Genomic DNA, 26,557 nt, shown 5'->3' with positions numbered 1-26,557 from the left:
GTCGGCCGGACCACGGCCCGTACCCGCCGCCGTGACGATGCGCCAGACTGGGGGCATGGCCAGTTATCCGCGGGTGGAGTGCCCGGAATGCCGGGGCGTGTACGGGGGTGCGCCCACGCGGGCCATCGGCCTCGTGAGCGTCGTCGACCACAAGCGCGAGCCGCGCTCCCTGCAGCTGTGCCCCGGCAGCATGATGCACGTGCCGCTGCGCGACGCCCGCGCCTGGCAGGAGCAACTGCCCCTGGCGGAACCGGCGGAGGCGCCACCCGGCCTCTTCGACCTGGGCTGACGGACCCGTCCGCCCGATCCGCACCCTCACCCGCGCCGGCAGCCGAACGGCACCGGTCCCGGACCCCGCCCGGGTCGTCCGGAGCGGGAGCCGGGTCGTCGCGACGGGGCCGGGTACGGCGTCAGGAGCTCGTGGCCACCGAGGTCAGCCAGGCGTTCCAGTCGGCTTCGTAGTCGAGGGAGGTGAGGTGGGCGCGGGCGGCGGCCCAGTTGCCGGTGCGGTAGTGCGCGAGGACGGTGGCCACGTCGGACGGGTGGCGCTCGATCATGTAGCGGGTTGCGAGGTAACCCCAGTTGTAGGTGCGGTTGACGTTGCTGTTGGCGTACGTGGTGTCGAACACGGTGCGGAGGGAGTACGTGTGCCTGCCCGCCTCGGCCAGGGCGCTGGTGTAGGGGACGCCGCGGTAGGAGTAGGACACGTACTCGGCTATGCCCTCGCCCCACCAGACGGTCGGGGTGCTCTGGCTTGCGTTGAAGTCGCCGTACAGGTCGAAGCGGCCGTCGAGGTAGTGGGTGTACTCGTGGTTGAGGTTCCATATCTGCCAGCCGGGGCTCACGTCGGTGCGCTCGTAGCAGATGAACCGCGGCTGGTTGCCGGTCCGGGAGGGGTCGCCCTCCAAGTACATGCCGCCGTTGTTGGTGTCGATGCCGTAGATCCGGCCGGCATACGCCTTGTAGTCGGCGCTGGAGTTGAAGACGTCGACTTCGAGGGTGGTGTTGCGGTCGTCGGCGACCGGGCCCGAGTCGCCCACCACGTCGTGGAAGAAGGCGTCCTGGTTGGCCAGGCTCGCGCAGGTCGCCGTGAGCTGGGCGGAGGTCATCTCCTGGGCCCGGATCCGCAGCGTGGGGCTGCAGGTGTGGAGGAGCGGCAGGATGCGCGACTCCAGTTTCCCGCCGCCGGCCGCGGCGGTGGTGGCGAGGGTGCTCTTCGCGGTGCCGTGCGCCGGTCGCTGGGCCGGGTCGGCGAAGGCGTGTTCCGGCTGGGGATCGGCCGGGGCCGCGTGGGCGGCCTGGGTGGGGGCGACCGCGAGGGCGGCCGTGAGCAGGGCGGTGGCGATGGCCGTAGCGCGCAAAGTTCACTCCTGGGGAAGGGAGTAGAGGTCCCGTCGACAACGGGTTGCGCTGTAAAATGGCACATGTCACATGCCGTTTCAATGGTTCTGGCAGGAACACGTCGAAACAGTCGCCGTGCGGGCGGCACGGGCCGGGTCAGGCCCCGGTCAGCACCGAGTTCAGACGACGCGCCTGAGTGACGAGCCGGGACGAACCGGGACGCCCGGCCAGCGCGGCCACCTCCGGCAGGGCCCCGCGGGCACCCGCCAGGCGGGCGGAGTCCGCCGCGACGGCCAGCAGCGCGCCCTGCGCCTGCGGGCGGACGCAGGCCAGCAGGCCGGGGAGGGCCGCGGCCAGGACGGCCCAGACCGCTGCGGCTCCGCACGGCAGGGCGGCCGCCGTACGGAGCGACTCGGTCAGCAGCGGCACCTTGAGCGTGCCCAGTGCGACGAGTTCGGCGAGGTCGCCGCCCAGGAGACGCGCGTCCAGACGGTCCCTCGAAGCCAGCAGGACCAGGGCGCGGCCCGCCGCCGCCCGCTCCCCGTCCGGGACCGCCGCGAGCGCGTAGGCAAGTGCCAGGTGCACGGCGGGACCGGCCGGCCCCTCGGCCGCGGCCAGCGCCTCCAGGAACTCCGGGGCGCCACGGCCGTCCTGGTCGGCCGCCGAGGCGACGCCCGCCAGCAGCCGGGCCGCGGATATCTCCGGATGCCAGGGCAGCGTGGCGACCGTGTGCGCATCCCGGCCGTCGGGCAGCGAGCCGTGCGGGCAGCCGATGTGCGGCTCGAACGGACGGAACAGCGACCAGAACCGCCGCGGGAACTCCCCCCGGCCCTCGAACACCTCGTGCCCCACCAGGACGCGGCGCCCGATCCGCGCTCCCCGGCGCCGGCTCGGGCGCTGCGGCTCGCCCGCTTCTCGCTCCCGCCGCCCCACCGGCTGCGGCAGTCCGCCCCGCCGCAGCCAGGCCGTCACCCGGGGTGCCTCGTCCAGCGTCAGTCGCTCCGCGGCACGCACCGCCGCGGCATCGACCGGGCCGCCGCACCGCAGCAACGCCAGCCCCAGGTCCGCGGGTCCCGGCCGTACGCCCAGCCGCCCGTACGCGGCCAGACGCGCCACCAGGTCGGACGGCTCCACCGCCCCGGTCGGCCGGCTCGGCACGGACAGCAGGAACGGAACCGGCTCACCCGCCCGCAGCCGCCCGGCCAGTTCGTCCACGCGGGCCCCGGCCACGTAGTCGAGCGCCGCGTGCTGGCACAACTCCAGCCACCCCGCGCCCGTCCCCTCCCCGTACCTCCCGGCGTCCACCGGCCCCACGGCGGCACCGACGACCGCCGCGAGACACCCGACCACCTCGTGCGGCCGCGCGGCGAACTCCCGCGGTACGCCGCCCAGCGCGGCGGTCAGCCCCTCCCGGTCCCGGTACGCATGACCCGCGACGGCATTGAGCAGCCGCTCGTACACCACCACCCCCGGGTCACGGCGCCCCGCCAGCACGGCCGCGACCTCACCGGCGAGCACCCCCGCCGACGGCACGTCGAACTCCCCCTCGATCATGCCCCGAAGGCTAGCCCCCACCTCTGACAACCCCGCCGGCCGGGCCGGGCGCCCGGCCGTGGGGCAGTCCTGCCGACCATCCGAGTGGCGCCGGGGTGTCCGCGGCCGGGCCGGTCCGCGATCCGGTGGGTTTGCAGCAGGATGGCTCGCGCTCCCGCAGGTGAACCTGGTGCTACGTCAGGAGGCGCCGGTGCCGTCCACAGATGACTCCCTCCCTTCCGCAGCCGGATCGCATCCGACGACCGCGATCAGCCGGCGCGGGCTGCTCGTCGGCACGGCCGCCGTGGCGGCCGCCCAGACGCTGGGCATCCGCACCGCCCATGCGGAGCCCGTGCCGAGAGACCCGTTCGGACTCGGGGTCGCCAGTGGCGATCCGCTGCCCACCGGGGTCGTGCTGTGGACCCGCCTGGTGGCCGATCCCCACGACGCGCGCTCCCTGGGCACCCGGCCGGTGCGCGTGGAGTGGGAGGTGGCCGCCGATGCGCGGTTCCGCCGGACCGTCCGGCGCGGCGCCGCCACCGCCGACCCCGCACTCGCCCACAGCGTCCACGTCGACGTACGGGGCCTGGAGCCGGCCCGTGACTACTGGTACCGCTTCCGGGTCGGCAAGCAGCTCAGCCCGGCCGGCCGGACCCGCACCGCCCCGGCGGTGCGCTCCCGCCCCGCCGCTCTCCGGCTCGGGGTGGTCAACTGCCAGAACTGGCAGCACGGTTACTGGCCGGCGTACTCCGCGCTCGCCGAGGAGGACCTCGACGCGGTGCTGCACCTGGGCGACTACATCTACGAACTCGACCCCAGAAGCGCCTACCCGGACCGGCTGCACACCGCCCCCGAGACCCCCGGCCTCGACCAGCTCGTCACCCTCGCCGACTACCGGGCCCGGCACGCCCAGTACAAGACCGACCCGGCGCTGCAGGCCGCCCACGCCGCCTTCCCCTGGATCGTCACCTGGGACGACCACGACGTGGAGAGCAACTACGCCGGCCTCATCGACGAGCACACCGACACCGGCGCCCGTCGGCAGGACCCGGCAGCCTTCGCGCGGCAGCGGGCCGCCGCCTACCAGGCGTACTACGAGCACCTGCCGCTCCGGCACCGCATCGTGCCCGGCTCGCCCGACCACCGGCTCTACCGCCGCTTCGACTTCGGCGACCTGCTGCGGCTCAACCTGCTGGACACCCGTCAGTACCGCACGGACCAGCCGGGCGGATTCCCCCTCGACTTCGGCCCCCCGTCCGCCGGTACGCAGAACACATCGGGCACGCTCACCGGCGAGGAGCAGGAGAAGTGGCTGAGGCACGGGCTGTCCCGCTCGCGCGCCCGGTGGAACGTCATCGCGCAGCAGGTGATGATGAGCCAGCTCAGGTTCCCCAACTTCCTCAACCCGGCGCAGCCGCTGCCGCCCATCGCCAACCTCGACCAATGGGACGGCTACGACCCCGCCCGCACCCGGCTGCTGACCTTCCTGCGCGACGCGAAGGTGACCAACCCCGTCCTGCTCGCCGGTGACGCCCATTCCTCGTGGTTCAGTGACGTGCGGATCGACCGTGCCGACCTCGGCAGCGACCCGGTGGCCGTCGAGTTCACCGCGACCAGCGTCAGCTCCGACTTCCCCCTCGCCTTCGACACGGCGCTGAAGTCGTACAACCCCACCCTGAACCCCCACGTCCGCTACTTCGACGGATCCCGCCGCGGCTATCTGCGGCTGGACGTCGACCGGCAGCGGTGGGTCACCCGCGCCCGGACCGTCGACAGCATCGCGGTCCGGCAGTCGCCGGTGAGCACCACCGCCTCGTGGGCCGTCACCGCCGGCGAACCGGGGCTCGACCCGGCCTGACCGCGGCCGGGATGCGGTAGTCGGCGACGGCTACGGCAGGCGGACGAACGGGGCGAGGAACGCGCGGGCGCCGGGCGCGTCCAGACGGTAGGCGACGTTCGTCGCGTAGCAGGGGCCGTCGCCCGTGATAGTGGTGGCGACCAGGGTGCGCCGGCCGTCGATCACGGCGAAGTTCGGTCCGCCCGAATCCCCGTAGCAGGCACCGCCGTTGCCCTGGGGCGCGGTCATCCCGAGGCGGACCCAGGCGTTGTTGAGCGCGTTGAAGGAGACCGGGGCCTTCATGCGGACGCCGCCGCCCGGGTGGGTGTGACCGCCGGGACCGCGTACGGCTTCCCGGGTGCCGTACCCGGCGACGGTGAACGGGGTCGCGTCGAGCCCCCGCGGGCCCAGCGCGTCGAGGGCCCCGGCCGCGGGCAGTGCGGCCGGGGCGAACGACCAGCGCGCCGCGACCTCGGCGGCCGGGAGTTCGACGACCGAGATGTCGTGGTCGTCCGAGGCCGGGCCCGGGTACGCGGGGTGCGAGTGGGCGACGCCCTCGACGGCGACCGCCTTCGCCACCGACGTCGGGTCGCCGGGGTGCCGGGCGGCGGCCGCGTCGAGTCCGGCCTGCACGTCCTGGTCGAGTGACACGTAGAACCGTACGTTCGCCGGCCAGTCGGTCGTGCAGTGCGCGGCCGTCAGGAAGGTGTCCGCGTCGACCATCGTGCCGGAGCAAACCCAGTCGACCCGGTCGGCCGTGGCGGGGTCCTCGTCGTGGTCCCAGGTCGCGACCAGGGCGCCGACCTCGGTGCGTTCCGGTGCCGGAGCGGCGTTGTACGAGTTGATCGCCGAGGACGGCAGGGCCGCGCCGAGGACGAGGGCGCAGGCCGCGGCGGTGACGGCGCTCAGACGTGCGGTGACGGCAGTCAAGAGAGACCCTTCGGTGTCGTGGGACGGGGGTTCCTGTGGGGTGGCCGTCAGTGAAGCGCCGGAGGACCGCCTACGGCAAGAGGCGTGGATCTTTTGACTGTTGTCCGGCCGATTTCCCGTGCGGCGAAGGGGGCGCATCAGGATCTTCCGTCCTCGGCCGGGGTCCGGGGGAGAGGGGCCGCAGGAGCAGGAGGCGGTCGGTGAGGAAGGCGAGGATCTCGTCGCGGGCGCGGACGGTGGGGTGGCCGGCCTCGTCGACGAGGTGGGCGGTGACCACGCCGTGCGGGGTGCCGACCAGCTCGGCGAAGAACGGGGGCGGGGCCGCGTTCCGGTGCGCGGGCGGCGGCGGGGTGAGTCGATGAGAACTTTCTACTTGCGGAAGTGGAAAGCGATCGGATAGTTTTCCGGCATGGAAAGCGATTTCTCCCCGCAGCAGGCCCTGGCAGTGGCCGAGCGCGGCGCCACCGCCCCGTGGACCGACTACCCCCGCACCCCCGCCTGGTACTACCCGGCCGGCGGACTGTGGGCAGCGGGACTCGTACTGGCGCTGACCGAGCTGCACGGCCCGGCGCTCGCCGGCGCGCTGGCGGCGCTGGTGGCCCTCGAACTCGCCTTCGCGCTCTGGTACCGCAAGGTGCGCACCGCCTGGCCGAAGCTCTCCGCCGCGCCCGCCGAGTTCCGGCCCGCCCTCCGGGCCTTCGTGCTCGGCACCGGGGCGCTGGCCGCCGTCGTCACGGCCCTGGCCCTCTTCGTCGGCGCGGTGGCCGCCGTGCCCGTGACGCTGGTGGGTGTCACCGCCGGGCTGTACGCGTACGAGAAGGCCTACGAGCGTGCGGCGGCCCGCACCCGCAGCCGTGTGGGCGGCGCGGCGTGAGCCTCGCCGACCTCGACCCGGTGATCCACGCCCCCAAGCGGCTGGCGGCGATGTCGGTGCTGGCCCACAGCGACCAGGCCGACTTCGCCTTCCTCCGCGACCACCTCGGCATCAGCGACTCGGACCTCTCCAAGCAGATGGCCGCCCTCGAACACGCCGGCTACATCAAGATCAGCAAAACCGGCCGCGGCCGCGGCGCCGCCACCTGGTACCGCATCACACCGGCCGGCCGCCAGACCTACCAACGCCACATCACAGCCCTGACCGCCATCGTGACGGGCACGACGGCCAGCCCGCCCGCGCCGGCGGACTGACCCGATGGACAGACGGCGCCCGCCCCGGTGCGCCCGCCCCGGCCGCCCGTCCCGGCCGCCCGTCCCGTCGGAGGTCAGAGGTCCGTGAGTTCGCCGAGGCCGAGGGTGCGGAGGGTGTGGTCGGCCATCTGGCGGTGGCCTGTGGCGTTCGGGTGGGCGGGGTCGTCGAGCCAGGCGATCGGGTCGGCGCCGTCGGGGAACCTGGCCAGCCAGTGCGCCTCGTGGTCGACGAGCAGGGCGCCGGTGTCCGCGGCGATCTCGCGCACCGCCTCGCAGTACGCGGGCAGTTCGGCCCGGGCGGCCCGGCCGGTCCAGCTGGTGAGGGCGGGCGTGTGCAGGACGATCCGGGCGTCTTCGGTCCGCGCGATGATCTCCCGCATGGACCGGTGGAACTCGGGGAGGCCCGCGCGTCCGGCCCGGGCGTCGTTGGTGCCGAGCGACACCGACAGCACGTCGGGCGCGAACCGGCCGATCAGGTGGTCGTAGGAGCCGAGGACGTCCGTGGCCGTCCACGCCGACACCCCGGTGTTGACCACGATGTCGGTGAGCCGGTCCAGCTGCCACCGGATCCGCTCGTGAAGGTGCTCGACCCAGCCCCGGGCACCGTACGTGTGGAGCACCGCCTGGGTGATGCTGTCCCCGGTCGCCACCCAGGTCATCGGTTCTTCGGACAGTTCGATCACGCGTATTCCCCCAGCTCACGGACCCGGTGGCGGTCTGCCCCGGCGTGCAGACGATCATAGGGGGACGCCCCGCGCGGCCGCGGCCCCGGCCCATCCCGTCGCCGCCACCACCTCCCGCGCGATGTCCCCGACGGCCCGCCGGTCCGTCGCCACCCGCAGCGTTCCCGCCGCCGCCCGCCGGTCCAGGAGCCGCGCCCGGCGGATGCCGTTCGCCACCTCGTGCTCCAGCTCCGAGCCGAGCTCCCGGCCCGTCAGCCGGGCCCGGGCGGTGGCGTCGGAAGCGGTGAGCAGGACGCGTACGATCCGCACTCCGGCCCCCATGGCGCGTTCGAACATGCCGGTCGCCTCGGGGAGCACGCTCGCGGTGTTCGTGTACACCAGCCGCCGGTACCCGCGCCCGGCGAAGTTCGCCCACACGGCGGTCAGATTGCTCTCGGTGATCTCCGAACGGTCCGGATCCCCCGCCGGTGCAGGATGCACCTGCCCCATGTAGTCGCCCTCGACGATCGCGTGAGCCACCCCAGCCACCCGCAGTACCGCCGAAACCTCCCACCCCACCGACGTCTTGCCGACCCCGGCCCGCCCCCCGATGAGCAACACCTCGACACCTGACATGAGTTCAGGCTGCCCAGTCGTACCCGCCACACGCGCGCCCGGCCGCGCGGGGGCGTCAGCCCAGCGCGAGCCAGCGGATGCCGAGTCGCTCGACCTGTGCGGACTCCGCCGCGTCCAGCGGCTCCCGGCCGGTGGCCTTGCGCAGGAACCGGGGCCGGCTCCAGCCCAGTTCGTCGACGGACGCGGTGTGCTCCGCGCCGATCAGCAGCTCCGTCACGACCGCGCCGGCCGCCGGGGACAGCCACGGCTCGCGTCCGAGTGCGTCGGCCAAGTCAAGTCCGTGGACGGCGACTTCGACGACACGTGTGCGGAGGAACTCCGACAGCAGCATGGCGTCACCGTGCCGCGTCCGTACCGTACGGCCGGCCGGCTGGACCCGGCACAGCCGGTCGGCCCGCTGCCAGGTCGCGGCGAAGTCCTCGGCAAACGCGCCCCCGTCGGCCGACCGCGTCGCCCGGTCCTGGGCCAGCGCGATGCGCGTGCCGTTGGTCTGCGGCGAAAAGCGCTCGTCCGGGCGGTAGTACTCCACCGCGGAGATCTCCGCCGCACCGGGCGCGGGTGCGCCGAGCATCGACGGCAGCCAGTCGATCACCACGCACACGTGCCCGAGCAGGTCGCGCACGGACCAGGGGGTGCAGCGCGTCGGCAGGCTCCACTCGGCCTCGGAGAGTCCCGCGAGGCCCCCGGTGAGCGCCTCGCACTCCTCCCGGAACGCTTCGAGCGCGCCGTCCGGCCGGATCGACTGCCCTCCCCGCAGGCCGAGTTCATCGGCGGCGACGGGACGGTGCGACGTGAACTCATCCGGCACGGAACGGCTCCTGATCGTCTAGGGAATTCTCCCTCCGTACACGCCTTCCGGCAGACCGATGGTTGCGTAGGCCGGAGAACGGCTCGTCGGTCCCCCCCCCCCCCCCGCGTCCGGCCTGCTGCACGTGCGGTCCCCGGCCGGCAACGTGCCCGTGTTGAGGTAGGAGTTGACGAGGGCGTCCGCGCAGGCGCTGCCGGACACGCCGTAGACGCCGTGCCGGATCGTGTCCCGGAGGGTGATCAGGCGGGAGGCGGGCAGCATGCGGTGCAGAGCGACGTTGCCCTCGTACGGGGTGCGGGGGTCGCCGGTGGCGGCCAGGATCAGCGCCGGGGTGTCGTGCGTGACACGGGTGGGCTCCTCGCGGGGCCGGTCCCAGAAGGCGCACGGCCCGATGGCGTGGCTCAGCGGCCCGAACAGCGGCCGGGCGGCGAGGCTGCGCTCGACGTTGCGCCAGTAGTGCTCCGGGTTGCGCGGTGCCGGCTTGTCCCCGCAGACCAGCGCCGCCTGCACGCTGCCGTAGTGCGAGCGCTCGCCGGTGAGGATGATCCGCAGCAGCTCGGTGAACTGCGGCGACAGCCTCCGAGGGGGTCGGCCGGCCGCCGCATCGGCGAGCACGGACATCTGCCCGGAGAACTCGGCCCGGGCCGCGTCCGTGTCGTCGGCGATCCCGCTCAGCACGAGGAACGGGATGTGCGTCGAGTCCACCCGGTACGTCTCCGGCGCCGAGCCGACGGCCAGCGGCCGCCGGTCCGCGGTCCGGAGGAAACGGTCCACGGCGGCCAGCACCTGCGCGCGGGTCCGGCCCAGCCGGTACGTGCCGTGGCGCCGAGCCGCCCAGCCGGCCCACGCGGCAAGGGCGCGCTCGTTCGCGGGGAGGGTGTCCCGGAGCATCCGCGGCCCGTAGCGGACGGGATCGAGGGCGCTGTCGAGCACCACCCGGTCGTAGTGGCCGGGGAACATCTGCGTGTACACGGTCCCCAGGTACGTGCCGTACGAGTAGCCCAGATAGCTGAGTTTCGGGGCGCCCAGCACGGCCCTGACGACGTCCATGTCACGAGCCGTGTTGCGCGTCGTGACGTGCGGCAGCAGCGGTCCGTTCCGGGTGCGGCAGCGGGCCACGAGGTCCCGGTGGAACGCGACCTGGCGCTCGAAGGCCGCTCGTGTCAGACCGGCGCCGCGGATGACCGTACCGGTGGGCCAGCCGCAGTCCAGCGGGGTGCTGCGGCCGACGAACCGGGGGTCCATGCCGATGACGTCGTAGCGCGCGGCCACGCTGCCCAGGGCGGCGTGGACGAATGCCGCGAGACCGAGCGCGGGCGCGCCCGGCCCGCCCGGGTTGACCAGGAGCGGGCCGATCCGGCGCCGGGTGTCGGGGGCGCTGATCCGGGCGATCGCGACGGTGGTCGTGAGGCCGCCCGGTTCCGCGTAGTCGAGCGGGACGGTCACCTCGGCACACCGCGCACCGGCCTTCTCCAGTGCACGGCCCACCTCGTCCGCAGCCCCCCGCACACAGCTGTGCCACCCGAGCACCTGATGGTGGTACCGCGAGAGCGCAGGGTCCGTGCCGTTCCGTGTCGCGTGGGCGGCCGAGGTGGCGCCGGGCACGAGCCCGCCGAGGAGGCAGGCGGAGGCCAGGACGACGCCCAGGCCCCGGGCGCCGCGTCCCCCGCCTCGTGGCCGCCGCGCCCCTGTCCGTTCGTCGTCCGTCATGCCCCCGACGCTAACGAGGGGCCCCGGCAGTGCCCCCACGGCACTCCCGGGCGCCCCATCGGACCGGCCCGCCCCTCACCCGGCCGGACCTGCAGACGGCTGCTGCGGTCGAGTCCTGCTGCGGTCGATGGCTGCTGCGGTCGACGGCCGCTGCTGCGGGCCCGGTCAGAAGGCGAAGACCGGGTTTCCGTTCAGGGTCTGGGACATGGCGCAGCTGTTGGAGAAGGTGTGCTTCCAGGCGATGCGGGTGCCCTGCCAGACGCCGTCCGCGGTGACGGTGACGGGGTCGTAGTGCATCGGGCACGCGCGGTTCTCGTCAGGGGAGGCCAGGAGGGTGTCGAGGGTGCCGGCGGTGGCGGCGAGGGCCGTACAGGCGGCCTCGGGGTCGGGGTGCGTTCCCAGGGCGGTCGGCGCGCAGCTCAGCGTCGACGCCCGTACGGCGGTGGTCGCCTCGTCGCCCTGGTAGACGGCGAGGACCACGGCGGAGGGCGCGTACAGGCTCGCGGGCTGCGCCTGCGCGATGCCCGTGGCACCGGCCAGGGCAAGGAGAGCGGCGGCGGAGACGGCAGCGATACGGTGACGCACGACAGACTCACTTTCAATTCAAAGGGCAACCGCAGTAATTGACTGCGATGCATCGGCTTGACGTCCCTGAGTCTGTCGGCTGCGAAGGCTGGGGTCATATCGATGACCGATTTACAGACAAGTCGTTCGATTATCGGTGACCGTACGGTCGTTCGGGCAGCTCAGGCGGGGGATGCGCGCTGCGTGATCACCCGCTGACAGGGGGGTGAGGTCCCTGGAGCCGCCCGTACGAGGGCCGCTGACCTGCCGGAGGCCGCACGCGGTTCACCGAACGTCCACCGAGACTGACCGGATCGCGCGGGTGCGGGGGTGCATGCTGCGTGCCGCCTGCCCGTCCGGACCGATCTCGTGTCCGTCCGCCCGCCCTGGTGGACCTGCCGGATCCGCCCGCGCAACGGATTGACTTGCCGTCAGAGCCCCCCACCCGAACAGGAAGAGACGGCATGAAGAGGCTCACGACGCGGCGGATCGCTCCGGTCGACGCGCTGGTCGCACTGGGTGCGTCGACGGGGGTGGCGCACGAGGGTGCCGAGGCCGCGACGCAGGCGCCGGACACGGCGTACATGGCGTGGCGGGGCACCGACAGCGACCCGAAGATCTACTGGTCCCGCATGGTGAACGGGCAGTGGACCCCGCAGCAGGGCTTCGTGGGGGCCACGGCCCGCGAGCCCGACCTCGCGTACCTCAACGGCCGGGCCTACATGGTGTTCCGCGGCAACGGCGAGGACAACGACATCTGGTGGTCCTCGTACAACGGCTCCGCCTGGCCCGGCCGGCGCGCCCTCGTCGACCGCCGGACGAGCGGCCCGCCGGGGATGAGCTGACGGGCGGCGGGCGCCGGACGGCGCCCGCCGGGGTGAACGCCTGTCAGCCGGACGCCGGTTCGGCTGACAGGCGGGAAGCGAGGCCGTCGAGGATGAGGTCGAGGCCGTACGCGAACTCGTCGGCGTAGGAGTAGTTCCGGTGCATGACGTTCTCGGTGATCAGCTCGACCAGGTGCGGGTAGGCGTCGGGGGAGAGGTGCTCCTCGATCTCGCCGATGAACTCCTCGACGCCGGCGTCCGCTTCCGCGTCGAACGGCAGGTTGAGCTCGGTCAGCACGAACCCGTGGACGTACGCGTCGATGACGGAGAAGGCGTGGGCCGCCAGCGTCACCGTGAAGCCGTTGCCGCGCAGGCACCCGAGCACGGCGTCGTGGTGCCGCAGGAGGGCCGGGCCCGGGAAGCGGCGCGACTCGATGAGGCCGAGGGCCCACGGGTGCCGGGCCAGGACGTCCCGGGCCGATGCGGCCCGGCCGGCCATGGCCGGCCGCCACGGCGCCCCGGGCGCGGGCAGCTCGATCCGGGTGAAGATCCAGTTCGCCAGGGCGTCCAGCAGCGCGTCCTTGCCGGCGAGGTGGTGGTAGAGCGACATCGCCTCGACGCCCAGTTCCTTGCCGACGTTGCGCATGCTCACCTGGCCGAGCCCGCCGCGGTCGGCGACCGCCACCGCGGCGTCGATGATCCGGTCGAGGCTGAGTGCGGGGCGCCGGGGCATGACGGGCCTTTCACATCGGTACTTGCTGCCTTACGGCCGTAAGGCTACCGTGATGCGCAGACTTACACCTGTAAGGAGAGCGCATGAAGGCAGCAGTCGTCGACCGGTACGGCCCGCCCGACGTCGTACGCATCGACGAGGTCCCCCGGCCCGAGCCGCGCCCCGACGAGGTCCTGGTCCGCGTCAGGGCGGTGGCCGTCACCTCGGCCGACGCGCGCATCCGCGGCGCCCGGTTCCCCTCGGGCTTCGCGCCCTTCGCCCGCCTGGTGTTCGGGATCCGCCGCCCGCGGCGGCCGGTCCTGGGCAGCTCCTTCTCCGGCGAGGTCGTGGCCGTCGGCGCGCGCGTCCGCGACCGGGCACCCGGCGACGAGGTCTGCGGCATGACCGGCATCAAGCTGGGCGCGCACGCCGAGTACGCGGCGGTGCCCGCCGGGAAGCTGGTGCGGAAACCGGCCGCGGTGAGCCACGAGGACGCGGCCGGGCTGCTGTTCGGCGGCCAGTCGGCCCTGTACTACCTGCGCGACAAGGGCAAGGTCGGCCCCGGCATGTCGGTGTGCGTCAACGGGGCGTCCGGCGCGCTCGGCACGAACGCCGTCCAGCTGGCCAGGCACCTCGGCGCGACCGTCACCGCCGTGACCAGCACCCCGAACACCGCCTTGGTCACCGGCCTGGGAGCCGCCCGCGTCATCGACTACACCCGCGACGACCTGAGCGGCATCACGGAGCGCTTCGACGTCGTGTTCGACGTCGTGGGAAACCTGTCGATCGCCGCGGGCCGCCGCCTCCTGAACCCCGGCGGCGTGCTCCTCCTGGCCGTCGCAGGCCTCGCCGACACGGTCCGCGCCCGCGGCAACGTCGTCGCCGGCCCCGCCCCCGAACGCCCCGAAGACTTCGCCCACCTCCTGCAACTCGCCGCCGAAGGCACCCTCACCGTCGTGATCGACCGGACCTACGACCTCGCCGACACCGCCGCAGCCCACCACCACGTGGACACAGGCCGCAAGACGGGCAACGTCATCCTGCGGCCGTAGCGCGCACAGCGCCGTTCCGTCGTTCGCCCGCGGGCGGGATCCGTACGCGGCTACGCCCGGAGCGGACGCCGCGCCGGTGCGCGCGCGGCACCGGGCGCTGGGGGGCGTGGGCATGACAGGACGCCCGGGACCGGGGACCGGGAAACGGAATCGGAATCGGGGCGCCGGGGGGCCTTCTGGTGCGGGCCGTTTCGGTGCTGGCACTGTTGGCCGGGTTGCTGGTCGTCGCCGGCAGCGGGCCGGCGGCGGCCGGGACGACACCCCCGAACGACCGGCCGTACCTTCACCACCGGGTTGGGCGGGGCGGTCGACTACGACATCACCCCGGCCGACGTGTCGCTCGGCGCATCGCCCTGGTGCGAAGTCTGCGTGATCCTGACGATGACCCTGGACGACGGAGTCACCGGGTCGTGGGAATTCTCCGACGAGTACGGGGTCTCGGAGTGGGCCCACACCCCGTACCCCGACGACTACGACGGCGACAACGTGCGCGATGCCGTCGACGACTGCCCGCACGTGTACGGGTTCCGCGACTTCTTCGGCTGCCCCGAGCCGCTCGACGGCGACGGGGACGGCGTACCCGACTACCGTGACGACTGCCGTCACGTCCCCGGCCCGGAGTCCAACGGCGGCTGCCCGATCCCCGTCAACGCGGCCCCGCAGGTGAAGGCGGGGGCGGACCGTGCGGTCGTCGGCAGGGAGGCGTTCGCGCTGACCGGGACCGCCGGCGACGACGGCCTCCCGTCGGACGGCAGGCTGGAGACGCGCTGGAGCGTGGTGTCGGGGCCGGGAGCCGTCAGCTTCGTCGATGCATCCGTTCCGGCCACCAAGGCGAAGGCCGCCAAGCCGGGCCGCTACGTCCTGCGGCTCACGGCCGCCGACGGGCAGTACACGCGCACCGACGACGTGGCGATCACCGTCAAGCCGGACACGTACGTGGCCTTGGGCGACTCGTTCTCGTCGGGCGAGGGGGCGGGTTCGTACCTGGACGGCACCGACAAACCCTCGAACCGCTGCTACCGGAGCTCCCGCGCCTACGGCCCGGCGCTGGCCAAGGGGCTGAAGGGGAAGCTGCCCCGGTTCGTCTTCCGGGCCTGCGGCGGCGCCGAGCTCAAGCAGTTCCGGGAGGCCAACAAGCCCGACCGCGGGCGGGAACCGGCCCAGAAGACGGCGCTGGACGGCTGGACGGGCCTGACCACCCTCTCGTTCGGCGGCAACGACATCGGGTTCGACCCGCTGCTGCGCCACTGCCTCAGTCCGCTGGAAAGACCCTGCGACCGGAACCAGGAGTCCGCGTTCGATGCTGCTCTGGGCCGGCTGTCCACCGATCTGCCGAAGGTGTTCAAGGATGTCCGGACGCCGGCTCCCAGGGCCCAGGAGAGCTTCCACCCCACCGCCCGCGGCCAGGCCGCCTTCGCCGTCCTGGTGTCCCGCGCCTACGCGGCCCTGCCCAAGGAGCTGCGCCGGGTGCTGCCGCCGCCTGTTCCGGGGCGGCGGCAGCGCTCGTCAGTACCCGGGGATCAGCCCCACTGCACGTAGCAGTTGACGCCGTCGGACTCGCGGTAGCAGTGCGCGTTCTCGGCGTCGGTGATCTTGGTGTAGACGTTCGCGCCGACCCGGTGCCAGGTGCCGTGCATGTTCAGCCAGTAACTCTCGTCCCGGAGGGTGAAGGCGTCGGTGTCCCACCAGACGTTCCAGCTGTACGTGTGTCCGTTCATGGAGGCGGTGGTGCAGTTGCCGCCGGGGTTGACCCAGCTGCTCGAACTGCCGCCGTTCCAGTTCCAGATCGCGCAACTGCTTCCCTGGCCGGCGTTGTACGACTTGATGTCCTTGGCGATGTAGAGGTTCTGGATGCTGTCGTGACGGATGACGTCCCCGCCGGTCGCGGCAGGCGCCGCCTGCGCGGTCGCGGGGAGGGAGACGAGGAGCGCGGAGGCGAGTGCGGTGGCCAGCCCGGTGGCGGCGAGGCCCCGGCGGATCGTGGCGGCAGCAGTCATGGGCGTTCTCCTTCTCGGAGGGGGCAGGTCCCCCCTGCACCCGGTCAGGATGCGGGCCCCTGGCACTGCGCCGCCACGATTAAGTTCCAGCCGAAACCATCACCGCCGGTCAGAAGATCCGCTGGCCCGGGGTGAGGACGCCGGCGGGGTCGTAGCGGTGGCGGGCGGCCTCGAACTCGGGCCAGAAGGGCCCGAAGTGCTCGATCCAGTCGTCCTTCGTCAGCGGGACCGACCCGATCGGGTAGAAGCAGCCGCCGGCCGCACGGGTGACGTCGTACTGGCGGCGGTTGGCGGCCACCATCTCCTCGGCGGAATCCGCCCCGGGGGAAGCCGTCTTGAGGAGCGAGAAGAGGTACACGAGGTCGCCGTCCGGCAGGACGGGCAGCGGGGTCGTGCACGTGGCGGTGAGGACGGGGTAGAGCAGGATCACCGCGGTCGCGCCGACCTCGTTCCCCTTGAGCGCGGCGAGGGTGTCCGAGACGACGGAGTCCACCACGGCAGCGGGCAGGAACGTGTCGAGCCAGGGATGCGGCCGCTGCCATTCCCCCATGGCCTTGAGGCCCTCCACCGCCGGGGCGAGCCGGTTGACGAAGTCGAAGTACGGCACGTCCTGGACCTCGACCGAGGTGGCGCCCAGGTCGTCGGTGAGCCGGGCGTCGTCGGCCGCGGCGCCGTCGTACGCGGCAGCCTCGATCATGAAGGTCCAGCCGTCCGGGGTGAGCAGCGCCTGACCGACGAGGTAGTCGAACCGGCCCTCCCGGATCAGCCTCGTCTGCTGCGCGGTGATCGCCTCGACGGTCGGGTACATCAGGACGTAGTGCCGTACGGTCCGCGGCGCGGGCACCAGCCGGAGGGTGGCGCGCGTGATGATGCCGCACTGGCCGAGCCCGCCGAGCGAGGCGCGGAAGAGGTCGGGCCGTTCGGTCGCGGAGCAGGTGGTGATCTCGCCCTCGCCGGTGACGACTTCGAGCTCCGTCACGTTCGCGGTCTGCGTGCCGTGCCGGCCGATCTGCCCGCCGAGACCGCCGGCGGTCAGGGTGCCGCCTACGGACAGCTCCAGGTAGTCGGTGAAGGCCGGCGGGGTGAGCCCCTCGGTCAGCGTGGCGCGCAGCAGGTCGCTCCACCGCACACCGGCCCCGACCACGGCGCTGCCGTCACGTATCTCGATCGAATCCAGCGCACCCAGTTCGACGACGACCCCGTCCGGCACCTGGGCCTGCCCGTTGGTCGAGTGCCCCTGGCCCCGCCCGGCGACCTTCAGTCCGTGCTCGCGGCAGTACCGGACCATGGTGGCGACGTCCCGGGCCGATCCGGGCCGCAGGACCGCGGCGGGCCGCTCGCGCACGAGCCGCCCGAAGTCGGCCGAGGCCGCATCCAAGGCGCCCTGGTCGAAGCACAGTTCACCGTCCAGCGCGGGAACGCCGGAGAAGGGGTGGGGGACAGGGGCGTCGGACGTCACGCTTGCTCCAATTCAACACGGGTACACAGGAACGGCGTTGCGCGGTGACCACGGCCAACGGAGCGGCTCCGGCCATCCGCACACTTCCTCCACAATGTGATCATGCTTCGGCCGGGAGATCCACCCGTCTGCGGGCGGAGAAGCAGAGCCGCGCCCCGGAGCCCCCGGCCGCCGCGTCACCACATGAACCCGCGTCCCGCCCCGAACCCGTCAACGCCGCGTCGCGGAAAGGACCTTCAGGGCCACCGAAGGGTGGAAGAGCAGGGCCGGGGAGGCGGTCATGTTGACGACGCGGACGAAGCGGGCCCAGACGGCGGCGTCGCGGACGGCCACCCGGAACAGACGGGCGTTGTACCAGTGCGCGATGCGGGCGGCGAGCGGCTGCCCGTCGGGGGCCCACATCAGGTCGGAGTTGGTGGACAGCGTCCAGGGACCCAGCACCAGGCGCGCGACGCGCTTCTGGAAGTCCGCGGCGAAGCCCGCCAGCCGGCGCCCCGTCGCCCGCCGGCGCGCGAGCATCCGGCCCAGCAGGTCCGCCTCCATCGCCGCGACCGTCAGCCCCTGGCCGTACACGGGGTTGAAGACGCACACCGCGTCGCCGAGGGCGATCAGCCCCTCCGGCCAGTTCCGGACGGCGTGGTACTGCCGCCAGCGGTTGTCGATGTTCGTGTAGCGGTACGTCGGCTCCTGCTCGGTACGCCGTTCGAGCTGCTCGGCGAGCCGCGGATTGCCCAGGCTGCGCGCGAACTCCAGGTAGCCGCCGTCATCGGTGGGCGGCTCGTCCTGGAAGCCGAACAACGAGCAGGTCCACCGCTCGCGTTCCACGGCCAGCAGCACCCCGGCCCGGGGCACGTCGGGGGCGGACAGCATCTGGTACGCGATCTGGTAGTCGGGCGACTCGCCCTTGGCGCGGGGGAAGTTCATCGACGTGTACGTGATCTTCGCCTGGACCACCCGCTTCGCCGGCACCGTCACGCCCGCGGCCGCCAGCCACTCCTCCAGCTTGCTGGTACGCCCGGACGCGTCGACCACGAGATCGGCGCGGATCTCGTCCGGGCCGTCGCCCTGCCCGTTGCCCTGCCCTTCGCCCTGCCCGACGTCCTGCCCGGCGTCCTTTCCGCCGCCCTCCGTGCTGCACAGCACCCCGCGGACCCGGCCCGCCGCGTCCCGCAGCAGCCCGGTGCACCGGGTGGAATGCCGCAGGGTGACCCGGGGGAGTGCCGTGACCCGGCGCCTGATCCGGCGTTCCAGCTCGTCGCGGGTGAACGTCTGGACCATCACCCCGGTCCGGCCCCGCGGCGCCGTCCCCGTCGGCAGCAGGAAGTCGATTCCCAGCCCGTAGTCGAAGACCGGTGCCCCCGCCTCCCGCAACTCCTCGCGCAGCCCCGGGAACAGCCGCTCCAGGACCTCCCCGCCCTTGGCCAGCATCGCGTGCGCGTGGTAGCCCTGCGGGGCGCTGGGATGAGTCCCCGTGTCCTCGTCGATGCCGTCCCGTTCGACGAGCACCACCTCCTCGAAGAACTCCGTCAGCACCCGGGCCGTGACCAGCCCCGTGTAACTCCCGCCGATGACGACGGCCCGTTCCGCAACGGCCCCGCCCCGGTCACTCTGTGTATTCATGCCACCTCCGTCGACGGACTCCCCCGGCCGGCGGCGGACAAACCCGGCGGGGGCGGCCCGCGGACGGCGCTCCGGTGCACGCCACGGCGGACGGAGATCACCAGCAGCGCACCGCAGCGCGCCGGCGCACGCTGCCGACCGAAAAAAGTTCTGTTCCGGCGGCAACCTCCGGCGGGGTCGCGCGTCGTGCGGGGGTGAGGGCAGCAGTCCGGTGCCCTTGACCCGACCCTGGAGTACCACCACATGAAGAACCTCAGGCACGTCCGCGTCGCGGCCGCCGCTGCTTTCGCGGCCGGAACGCTCGCCGCCCTCGCCGCCACCCCGGCCCAGGCCGACACGGCCCGCCCGGCGCCTGCCGTCGCGCCGGAAGGCGCGGCACCGGCGCCGGCTCCGGCCGAGGCCGCGTCCGGGAACCGGCCTTCCGTCCGGGAGTCGGCGACCCCGTCCGAGCAGCCGTCGGAGCAGCCGCCCGAGCAGCCGTCCGCGGAGGCTTCCGCAGTCCCGTCCGAGGTTCCGTCCGCAGCTCCGTCCGAGGCTCCCCGTGTGGCGAAGCCCGGCACGGCGCCCGCCGCCGGCGGTTCCGGTTCCGAGCCGGCCCCCGCCGACGGCGCCGCCCAGGAGCTCGCCCATACTGGCTCGACCGCGACCAACGCCGCCCTCGCCGGCGGCGCGGTCCTGCTCGTCACGGCCGGCGCCGGCACGCTGTACGCCGTACGACGGACCCGCACGCACCACTGACCCGGCCGACCCGAGGACCCCCTTGCTCTCCCTCGCAGTACCCCCACCCGGGCAGCATCCGGCCCGCCTGCCGGTCCCCGCGGAGGTTCCGCTTCCGCGCGGCTTCCGGCAGGCCGTACGGCGCCTGCTGCCCGGGTTGCTGCACCGCGACCGCCCCGCCCCCACCCGGGAGCGGGGCGGCCCCGGCATACCCGAACACCTGCCCGCTTCCGCGGCGGACGGCCGCTCACCCGCCGCGGCGCCCCCCACCGTCAGCGCGCTCTACCACGCACACCGGCTGCGCATGGTGCGCCTGGCGGTGCTCCTCGTCGACGACCTGGCCACCGCCGAGGACGTCGTCCAGGACGCCTTCACCGCCCTCTACCGCCGCCACGGCGAACACATCCACGACGTCGACAACGCGCTCGGCTACCTGCGCACGGCCGTCGTCAACACCTCCCGCTCGGTCCTGCGCCGCCGCCGCACGGCACGCGCCTGGACCCCGCCGCCCCCGGCGGTCGTCCCCTCGGCCGCCGACCACGTCGTCCTCGACGAGGCCCACCGCGAGGTGCTGGCCGCGCTCGGACGCCTGACCCCGCGCCGCCGCCAGGTACTCGTCCTGCGCTACTGGGCCGAACTCAGCGAGGCCGAGATAGCCCAGACCCTCGGCATCAGCCGGGGTTCGGTGAAGTCCAATGCGAGCCGCGCCCTCGACGCGCTGGAGAAGATCCTGGAGGGCCGGGTATGACGCACGACCTCGACCTCGACCACGGCGGGGACGCGGTGCCGCCCCGCCCCGTCGAGCAGCGGCTCCGGCAGGCCTTCGAGGCGCGCGCGGACACCGTCACCGTCCGCGACCTGCGCCCCGCGGACCCGCCCGGCCCGCACCTGCGCCGCCTGCCCCTGCCCCGGCTGCGCCGCCTGGCCCTTCCGCTGGCCGGCCTGGCCACCGCCGCCGCCCTCGCGGCCGGCCACCTCGCGTCGTCCCCGGACACCCCCGCCGAGCGCCCCGTACCGCCGGCCGCCCCGCGTGAGACCGCCACCACCAGCCCGCCCCCGCCGCCGAGCCCGCCCGAGCGGACTCCGGCGCCGGAACGGTCCGCCGCCGTACGCGAGCCCTCGGAAGCCCCCGGGGTTTCGGGAGCCGGTGCTCCCGAGACCCCGTCCCCGTCCGGGTCCTCGACACCGTCGGCCGCACCGGGCCGGGGCACGAGCGGATCCCCACCCCGGCCGGGTATGTGACCGCTCGGGGCGTCGGGCCCCGCGGCCCGGCTCAAGGCCCCGGTGCGCGCAACGAGCCGACGCTCGTGCCGGGGACCGACACGACGCACGCGACGTCGCGGTCACCTGCGTTCCAACTGCCCGATGACGGGCAGTAGTGGATGTTCTGGAGTGTCTCCGGGAGCTGACGCGGTACCCGCGTAGTCGTTCCATGCCGCCGGGCTGCACAGCTCCCCGGCTTTCGCAGCGAGGTTCGCGTTGCCCGGGTACGGGCTGTCGTCCAGCTCGAAGACGGGCGTACACCTCCCCGTGGTGTGCCACCGCGCAGGGGACGTTGGTCACCGTCGGAGCCGCCGGGGCGCCGTCCTCGTCCACGGGAGCCGACAGATCGTCCTCGGTGAGGAAGCAGTCACCCTTGCGGATGTCGCTCCAGTCGCTGGTGCCCGACTCCGTGACCTGCCCGCTGCCGTCACGCCGGGGATCGTCGTCCAGTGCGCCGAACGCAACGAGCGCGCAGAGCAGGAGCGTCACGCAGTTCAGGGCGATGGCGGCGATCGCGAATGCCCGACCTTGCTCGCCGTCCTCCCGGATCTGCTTGAGGGCGAGGAAGCCGCAGATCAGCGGCAGCAACGGGATGAAGAGCGGCAGAGCGAGAACGAACGCCACGATGGCCGGCCGATTGGTCCTGCTCGACGGCGGTGTCCTCAGGGAGTACCACCCCTGGGGCCCGCCGTACGGGGGCGCGGGTTCGTGTTGCGCTGCGTGGGGCCCCCGCTGAGGATCCGGCCCGGGGGGGCGGCGCCGCAGGGTGGGTGGACATGCGCGCGGCACTCCTTGCACGTGCTCGTCGGCGCGGGATGTCGGCAGCCGCGCCGCTCGCGGGGCGCGCCGGCTCCTCTGCTGCCGGACTGCGCCGGGCCGCCTCTCCTCCCTCCCGGCTGCCCGGTGCCCCCGCCCGCGCCCGTCCCGGCAAGACGGGACATCTGCCCCGTGCTCCCGGGACGCCGGGCCCGGCAGGCTCCTCGGTGAGCGGTCGAGCGGGGCCGGAGCGCAGGTGCTCCCGGTTCCGCGTCAGCGACCGCTGCCGAGACGGAGGAGCAGGCATGGACGCGGCAGCTGTGGTGCGGGGCGAGGAGCCCGTCGTGGTGATCCTCGGCGCCGGGCCGGGCACCCGGCCCCTGGTGGCGGAGGCCGCCCGGCGCGGCTGGCGCGCCGTGACCGCCGAGGTGACCGGCGAGGACCCCGCCGCCTGCCGGGCCCAGGCGACCGGCTTCCTCGCCGCCCCGGGCAGCCCGGCCCGTGCCGTGCTGGTGGGCCGCGGCCCGGCCGGCCGCGCCGCGGCCGGGATCGCGGACGCACACCCGGAACGGGTGGCTGCCGTGGTCCACCTCGACCCGGAACCCGGCCCGGACCCCGCACGGCACCGGTTGCTCTGCCCGGTCCGCCACCTCTCCACGGCCGACGAGCAGACCATGGCCGAGTCCGTCGGCGAACTCCTCGCCGCGCTCGACCGCGCCGGGGAACGTGACCGGCACTGCCCCGTCCGGCTCCCCGTGCCCGTGCCCGACCGGTTCCACCAGCCCGCCGCCATGGCCGAGTTGCGCGCGGCGGCCCCGGTCCACCGTGTCGACGAGCCGGGTACCGCGCCCTGGTGGCTGCTGACCGGGTACGACGCCGCGGCCGCCGTGCTCGACGGCAGCCCCGGTACGGCCGGCTGCGACGGGTCCGTCGCGATCACCCACGGGTTCCGGCTCCAGTCGCCGGACCTCGCCCACCACGGCGGCCAGGACACCATCACCGTCGACGCCGCCGAACACGCCCGCCTGCGCGCCCTCGCCGAACGCTGCCTCACCCCCGACCGGCTGGAGACACTGCGCCCCCGCATCCGGCGCGCCGCCGACGGCCTGCTCGACGCCCTGCCCGCGGACGGTCCGGTCGACCTGGTCCGCCACTTCACCCGCCCGCTGCCGGTCCTCGCCCTGTGCGAACTCCTCGGAGTGCCGGTGGCGGACCGCGGCTACCTCCAGGAGTGGCTGCTGGTCCGGCTGGCCTCGCCGCCGCCGTCCGCGCACCCGGACGTGGACGAGTTCCTGCACGGCCTCATCGACGCGCGGCGCTCGGCCGCGCGTACCGGAGCCCCCGCCCGGGACCTCCTCGCCTGGGCCCTCGACGCCGGTGCCGCCGCCCGAGCCTCGGATGCCGAAGCCCCGGATGCCGGAGCCCCGGACACCGGTGCCGCCGCCCAGGCTCCGGACCCCGCCGACCTCGTCGCCATGGCCCGGCTGCTCCTCGTCGGTGGTCACCGCCCGCCCGCGACCCTGCTCGCCAACGGGATCGCCGCCCTGCTCGCCGAACCCGCCCAGTGGCGGCGCCTGCTGGCCGACCCCGGTCGGCTCGGCCCGGCCGTCGAGGAACTGCTCCGGTACGTGACCCCGGCCCCGGTCGGCCTGCCCCGCACGGTCGGAGCCCGCTGCCCCTTCCCCGCAGCCGCCCCCGGCAGCGAGGAGCCGCCTGCCGGTTCGCTCGTGGCCGCCTCGCTGCTGGCGGCCAACCGGGACCCCGCGCACTTCACCGACCCGGACGTGCTCGACGTCTCCCGTACCGGCCGGCCGCACGCCGCCTTCGGCCACGGCCCGCAACGCTGCCCGGGATCCGGCCTGGCCCGTCTGACGGCCCAGGAGGCACTCGGCGCGCTCCTCCGGCGGCTGCCGGACCTGCGCCTCGCCCGCGATCCCGCCGACCTGCACCACCGCCAGAGCACCGTGCGCTACCTGCTCGAACTGCCCGTCCACCCCGGCCGCGACCGCGACCGCGACCCCACCCGCGCCACCGCCGTCACCCCACCGGCCCGCTGAACCGCGTACCCGCCGCCGCGCGCGGAACACCCGTACGGACCGCGCCCGCACAGCCCCGCCGCGAGCCCGTGTACGGCCCGCCCGTCCAGACCCGTTCAGGAGAACCGACCATGGAAGCCGCGCTCCCGGAGCTGATGGCCTACTGTCAGGCCGACCCGGACTTCTTCGAACCGCCCTGGCTCATGCGGGACCAGGACGAGCTGTTCCCCGTGTCCCGGCGCCCGCTGCCGGCCGGCTGGGAGCGCACCGGGCAGGGACTGTGGACCGTCTGGACCCCGCCCGCGGGCTCCCCGCAACTGCCCGAACAGGGCTGGAAGATCCACGTCTCGGCCACCCCGGACACCGCAGCCCGCGTCAGCGACCTGATCGCGGACCACTGCCTGGCGCACGGCACACCCGTCAAGTTCCTGCGCAGCCCGCGGGCTATGCGCCTCCTGAACAGCAAGTACGCAGAACGCGGCAGCAGCGGCAAGCTGATCACCCTCTACCCGGCCGACGAGGCCGCCCTGGCCGTCCTCCTTCCCGAACTCGCCGTGCTCCTGAACGGGTTCGAGGGGCCGTACGTCCTCAGCGACCTCCGCTACGAGGACACCTGCCTGTACGTCCGCTACGGCGCCTTCCGCGAGATGACGTGCACCACCCCCGACGGGGAGACCGTGCCGGCCATGCGGACCCCCGACGGCACCCTGGTTCCCGACCGGCGCAACCCCTTCTTCACCGTACCCGCCTGGGTGCAGCTGCCCGACGTACTGCGCACCTCCATGGCCCGCCGCGCCACCGGCGGCGCGGCCGCCTTCCCGTACCGGATCGAGAAGGCCCTGCACTTCTCCAACGGCGGCGGGGTCTACCTCGCCCGCGGCAAGGACACCGACCGGTACGTCGTCCTGCTCGAAGCCCGCCCGCACGCAGGCCTGGACCAGGACGGTGCCGACGCGGTCGCCCGCCTCGCCCGCCAACGGGACGTCCTGGAACGACTCGCCGGACTCCCCTGCGTACCAAGGGTGTTCGGGCACCTGGTGGTGTGGGAGCACCACTATCTCGTCGAGGAGTTCATCGAGGGCACCACCCTGATGGACGAGGTGGCGGCCCGCTACCCGCTGACCGGCCCCGACCCGCAGCCCGCAGCCCTGGCGGCGTACACCCGGTGGGCCACCGGCCTGCTCGCCCGCGTGGACCAGGCACTGGCCGCCGTCCACTCCCGCGGGGTGCGGATGGCCGACGTCCACCCCAAGAACGTCATCGTGCGCCCCGACGGCAGCGTCGTCCTGATCGACTTCGAGATCGCCACCGACCTCGCCGACACCCGCCCGCTGCCGCTGGGCGCGCCCGGCTTCGCCGCCCCGGACCGGCTGTCCGGCGCGGCGGCCGACCGGTACGCGCTGGAGGCGCTGCGCCAGTGGATGTTCCTGCCGCTGAGCCCCCTGCAGGACCGGGACCCGGAGAAGTTCGCCGCCCTGGCCGATGCGGCCGCCGGGCTGTTCCCGCTGCCGCCGGGCTTCGGTCCGCGGATGGCCCGCCATTTCCGCGCCGTGCACGGCGGACCGCCCGAACGGCCCGGCAAGGACCGGCTCTTCGACCGCCCCGAGGCCAAGTGGCCGCAGATCCGCGACTCGCTCGTGGCAGGCATCAAGGCCACCGCCACCCCCGACCGCACCGACCGCCTCTTCCCCGGCGACCCCCGCCAGTTCGCGACCGGCCCCGCCACCGTCACCCACGGCGCGGCGGGCGTGCTGTGGGCGCTGCACCAGGCGGGGGAGAAGCTCCCGGCCGAGTACACCGACTGGCTCGTCGCCGCCGCCCGCCGCGATCCGCGCCCGCGACCCGGCCTGTGGGACGGGCAGCACGGCGTCGCCATGACCCTGGACGCGCTCGGGCGCCGCGACGATGCCCTGGAGGCCCTTCACCGGGCCCGCGCCCTGCACGGCGGAACGGCCGCCGCCGGACTGCAGTCCGGCCTCGCCGGTGCCGTGGTGAGCCTGCTGCACTTCGCCCGCACCGGCGCCGACGCCGGGCTCGCCGCCGAAGCCGCCGCCCTCGGCCACCGGCTGGCCACCGCCGGCACCTGGCGCGGCGGAGCGGCCACCGGGCTCCAGCACGGCCCGACCGGAGTCGCGTACGCCTTCCTCGCCCTGTACGAGACCACCCGCGAGGACCGCTGGCTCGACCTGGCCGGACGGGCCCTGCGCGAGGAGGCGGCCGGCGGCCGGCGGCTCGGCGACGGCACCTTCCAGCTGCTGCACGACCGCCGCTGGCTCGCGTACCTCGGTCCCGGCAGCAGCGGGCTCGCCCTGGTGCTCGCGCGCTACCTCGCGCACCGGCCCGATCCGGCGCTCACCGCCGTGGTCGACGGGGTACGCCGGGCCTGCCGGGCCCCGTTCGTCCTCCACCCGTTCCTCTTCATGGGCCGGGCGGGCATCATCGCCGCGCTCGCCCTGCTCGGCAGGGCCGAGGACCGGCCCGTACTCGAGGCACACATCCGCAGGCTGGGCTGGCACGCCCTGGAGAAGGGCGGCGAACTCGCCTTCCCCGGCCACCAGTTGCTGCGGATCTCCATGGACCTGGCCACCGGCTCCGCAGGGGTGCTGGCGGCTCTGGGCGCCGCGTTCGACCCGGACGCGGCGGCGATTCCCTTCCTCGACCTGCGGACCACCGCGGGCGACGACACCGAAAGGAGGTGACCGGCATGGCCTTCGTCCTCGAACTGCAGGCGCTCCTCGACGAGGAGTCCGTCTCCGCTGCCCCGTGCAGCAGCTTCATCACGTCGTACAAGACGACCTGCAACTGACGACGACGGCGCCGGGGACCCGCAGCGGTCCCCGGCGCCGGCACCCCTGCCCTTCCCGGTGCCCCTGCCTTTCCCGGCACCCCTGCCCTTCCCGGTGCCCCCCGCA

The 26,557-nt window shown here is 74.0% G+C and carries 23 protein-coding genes and 2 pseudogenes; 12 read left to right on the top strand and 13 right to left on the bottom strand.

The window, feature by feature from the left end; translation table 11 throughout:
- Positions 1 to 55 precede the first annotated feature (55 nt).
- Entirely contained in the window at positions 56 to 289 is a 234-nt protein-coding gene (locus LG634_RS26400; protein WP_226737020.1) for a hypothetical protein, read from the top strand.
- Between the two features lie 133 nt (positions 290 to 422).
- On the opposite strand, the pseudogene LG634_RS26395 reads toward LG634_RS26400, so the two are convergent.
- Positions 423 to 1,178: pseudogene (locus LG634_RS26395) on the bottom strand (collagenase); the annotation flags it as partial.
- A 319-nt stretch (positions 1,179 to 1,497) separates the two neighbouring features.
- Positions 1,498 to 2,895, bottom strand: a complete 1,398-nt coding sequence (locus LG634_RS37990; protein WP_264203615.1) for a DUF7824 domain-containing protein — start codon at positions 2,893 to 2,895, stop codon at positions 1,498 to 1,500.
- A 190-nt stretch (positions 2,896 to 3,085) separates the two neighbouring features.
- Here LG634_RS37990 and LG634_RS26385 point away from each other — a divergent pair, with 190 nt between their 5' ends.
- Positions 3,086 to 4,732, top strand: a complete 1,647-nt coding sequence (locus tag LG634_RS26385) for an alkaline phosphatase D family protein (RefSeq protein ID WP_226737018.1) — start codon at positions 3,086 to 3,088, stop codon at positions 4,730 to 4,732.
- 30 nt (positions 4,733 to 4,762) lie between these two features.
- Here LG634_RS26385 and LG634_RS26380 read toward each other — a convergent pair whose 3' ends face one another.
- A complete protein-coding gene (locus LG634_RS26380; RefSeq protein ID WP_226737016.1) occupies positions 4,763 to 5,641 on the bottom strand; it encodes a trypsin-like serine protease in 879 nt (292 codons plus the stop codon).
- 409 nt (positions 5,642 to 6,050) lie between these two features.
- On the opposite strand from LG634_RS26380, the gene LG634_RS26375 reads away from it, so the two are divergent.
- Positions 6,051 to 6,515, top strand: a complete 465-nt coding sequence (locus LG634_RS26375; protein ID WP_226737014.1) for a hypothetical protein — start codon at positions 6,051 to 6,053, stop codon at positions 6,513 to 6,515.
- Complete coding sequence (locus LG634_RS26370) at positions 6,512 to 6,829, top strand: winged helix-turn-helix domain-containing protein (protein WP_226737012.1); 318 nt, start codon at positions 6,512 to 6,514, stop codon at positions 6,827 to 6,829. Before LG634_RS26375 ends, LG634_RS26370 begins: the two co-directional genes overlap by 4 nt.
- Before the next feature lie 74 nt (positions 6,830 to 6,903).
- Here LG634_RS26370 and LG634_RS26365 read toward each other — a convergent pair whose 3' ends face one another.
- The 5 genes from LG634_RS26365 to LG634_RS26345 form a co-directional block, all read right to left on the bottom strand.
- The gene (locus LG634_RS26365) at positions 6,904 to 7,512 is read right to left on the bottom strand and encodes an SGNH/GDSL hydrolase family protein (protein WP_226737010.1); all 609 of its coding nucleotides are present in this window, start codon (positions 7,510 to 7,512) and stop codon (positions 6,904 to 6,906) included.
- 54 nt (positions 7,513 to 7,566) lie between these two features.
- The gene (locus LG634_RS26360) at positions 7,567 to 8,127 is read right to left on the bottom strand and encodes a hypothetical protein (RefSeq protein WP_226737009.1); all 561 of its coding nucleotides are present in this window, start codon (positions 8,125 to 8,127) and stop codon (positions 7,567 to 7,569) included.
- 55 nt (positions 8,128 to 8,182) lie between these two features.
- A complete protein-coding gene (locus LG634_RS26355) occupies positions 8,183 to 8,935 on the bottom strand; it encodes a maleylpyruvate isomerase N-terminal domain-containing protein (RefSeq protein WP_226737007.1) in 753 nt (250 codons plus the stop codon).
- 18 nt (positions 8,936 to 8,953) lie between these two features.
- The gene (locus LG634_RS26350) at positions 8,954 to 10,645 is read right to left on the bottom strand and encodes an alpha/beta hydrolase (protein WP_226737005.1); all 1,692 of its coding nucleotides are present in this window, start codon (positions 10,643 to 10,645) and stop codon (positions 8,954 to 8,956) included.
- Between the two features lie 165 nt (positions 10,646 to 10,810).
- Positions 10,811 to 11,230: an SSI family serine proteinase inhibitor gene (locus LG634_RS26345; RefSeq protein WP_226737003.1), complete on the bottom strand. Its 420-nt coding sequence runs from the start codon at positions 11,228 to 11,230 to the stop codon at positions 10,811 to 10,813.
- A gap of 443 nt (positions 11,231 to 11,673) precedes the next feature.
- On the opposite strand from LG634_RS26345, the gene LG634_RS26340 reads away from it, so the two are divergent.
- Positions 11,674 to 12,054: a hypothetical protein gene (locus LG634_RS26340; RefSeq protein ID WP_226737001.1), complete on the top strand. Its 381-nt coding sequence runs from the start codon at positions 11,674 to 11,676 to the stop codon at positions 12,052 to 12,054.
- 43 nt (positions 12,055 to 12,097) lie between these two features.
- Here the strand turns inward: LG634_RS26340 and LG634_RS26335 are convergent, their stop codons facing one another.
- A complete protein-coding gene (locus tag LG634_RS26335) occupies positions 12,098 to 12,766 on the bottom strand; it encodes a TetR/AcrR family transcriptional regulator (protein WP_226736999.1) in 669 nt (222 codons plus the stop codon).
- 83 nt (positions 12,767 to 12,849) lie between these two features.
- Here LG634_RS26335 and LG634_RS26330 point away from each other — a divergent pair, with 83 nt between their 5' ends.
- Together LG634_RS26330 and LG634_RS26325 are read left to right on the top strand one after the other, a co-directional pair.
- Positions 12,850 to 13,797: an NAD(P)-dependent alcohol dehydrogenase gene (locus LG634_RS26330; RefSeq protein WP_226736997.1), complete on the top strand. Its 948-nt coding sequence runs from the start codon at positions 12,850 to 12,852 to the stop codon at positions 13,795 to 13,797.
- A 294-nt stretch (positions 13,798 to 14,091) separates the two neighbouring features.
- On the top strand, positions 14,092 to 15,336 hold the full coding sequence (locus LG634_RS26325) for a PKD domain-containing protein (RefSeq protein ID WP_226736995.1): 1,245 nt from the start codon (positions 14,092 to 14,094) through the stop codon (positions 15,334 to 15,336).
- Here LG634_RS26325 and LG634_RS26320 read toward each other — a convergent pair.
- The 3 genes from LG634_RS26320 to LG634_RS26310 form a co-directional block, all read right to left on the bottom strand.
- Entirely contained in the window at positions 15,318 to 15,794 is a 477-nt protein-coding gene (locus LG634_RS26320) for a hypothetical protein (RefSeq protein WP_226736993.1), read from the bottom strand. The genes LG634_RS26325 and LG634_RS26320 overlap by 19 nt on opposite strands.
- A gap of 109 nt (positions 15,795 to 15,903) precedes the next feature.
- Positions 15,904 to 17,253 (bottom strand): FAD-binding protein, encoded by a 1,350-nt coding sequence (locus tag LG634_RS26315; RefSeq protein WP_226736991.1) that lies wholly within the window; start codon positions 17,251 to 17,253, stop codon positions 15,904 to 15,906.
- Positions 17,254 to 17,463: 210 nt separating this feature from the next.
- A complete protein-coding gene (locus tag LG634_RS26310; RefSeq protein WP_226736989.1) occupies positions 17,464 to 18,873 on the bottom strand; it encodes an FAD-dependent oxidoreductase in 1,410 nt (469 codons plus the stop codon).
- Positions 18,874 to 19,116: 243 nt separating this feature from the next.
- On the opposite strand from LG634_RS26310, the gene LG634_RS26305 reads away from it, so the two are divergent.
- From LG634_RS26305 to LG634_RS26295, 3 genes are read left to right on the top strand one after another with little or no spacing between them, the layout of a single operon-like run.
- Positions 19,117 to 19,611, top strand: a complete 495-nt coding sequence (locus LG634_RS26305; protein WP_226736987.1) for an LPXTG cell wall anchor domain-containing protein — start codon at positions 19,117 to 19,119, stop codon at positions 19,609 to 19,611.
- A gap of 22 nt (positions 19,612 to 19,633) precedes the next feature.
- Positions 19,634 to 20,338, top strand: coding sequence for an RNA polymerase sigma factor (locus LG634_RS26300; RefSeq protein ID WP_264203613.1), 705 nt, complete (start codon positions 19,634 to 19,636; stop codon positions 20,336 to 20,338).
- Entirely contained in the window at positions 20,335 to 20,832 is a 498-nt protein-coding gene (locus tag LG634_RS26295; protein WP_226737062.1) for a hypothetical protein, read from the top strand. Before LG634_RS26300 ends, LG634_RS26295 begins: the two co-directional genes overlap by 4 nt.
- A 498-nt stretch (positions 20,833 to 21,330) precedes the next feature.
- Here the strand turns inward: LG634_RS26295 and LG634_RS38510 are convergent.
- Positions 21,331 to 21,477: pseudogene (locus tag LG634_RS38510) on the bottom strand (DUF4190 domain-containing protein); the annotation flags it as partial.
- A 437-nt stretch (positions 21,478 to 21,914) separates the two neighbouring features.
- On the opposite strand from LG634_RS38510, the gene LG634_RS26285 reads away from it, so the two are divergent.
- The gene (locus tag LG634_RS26285; protein WP_226736985.1) at positions 21,915 to 23,666 is read left to right on the top strand and encodes a cytochrome P450; all 1,752 of its coding nucleotides are present in this window, start codon (positions 21,915 to 21,917) and stop codon (positions 23,664 to 23,666) included.
- 110 nt (positions 23,667 to 23,776) lie between these two features.
- A complete protein-coding gene (gene lanKC / locus LG634_RS26280; protein WP_226736983.1) occupies positions 23,777 to 26,344 on the top strand; it encodes a class III lanthionine synthetase LanKC in 2,568 nt (855 codons plus the stop codon).
- Positions 26,345 to 26,557 lie beyond the last annotated feature (213 nt).

Origin of the sequence: Streptomyces bambusae (assembly GCF_020532645.1) — a bacterium.
In the GTDB taxonomy this organism is placed as follows: Bacteria; Actinomycetota; Actinomycetes; order Streptomycetales; family Streptomycetaceae; genus Streptomyces; species Streptomyces bambusae.
Note: the sequence above shows the minus strand (reverse complement) of the source record. Positions and strands in the feature narration are given on the sequence as shown.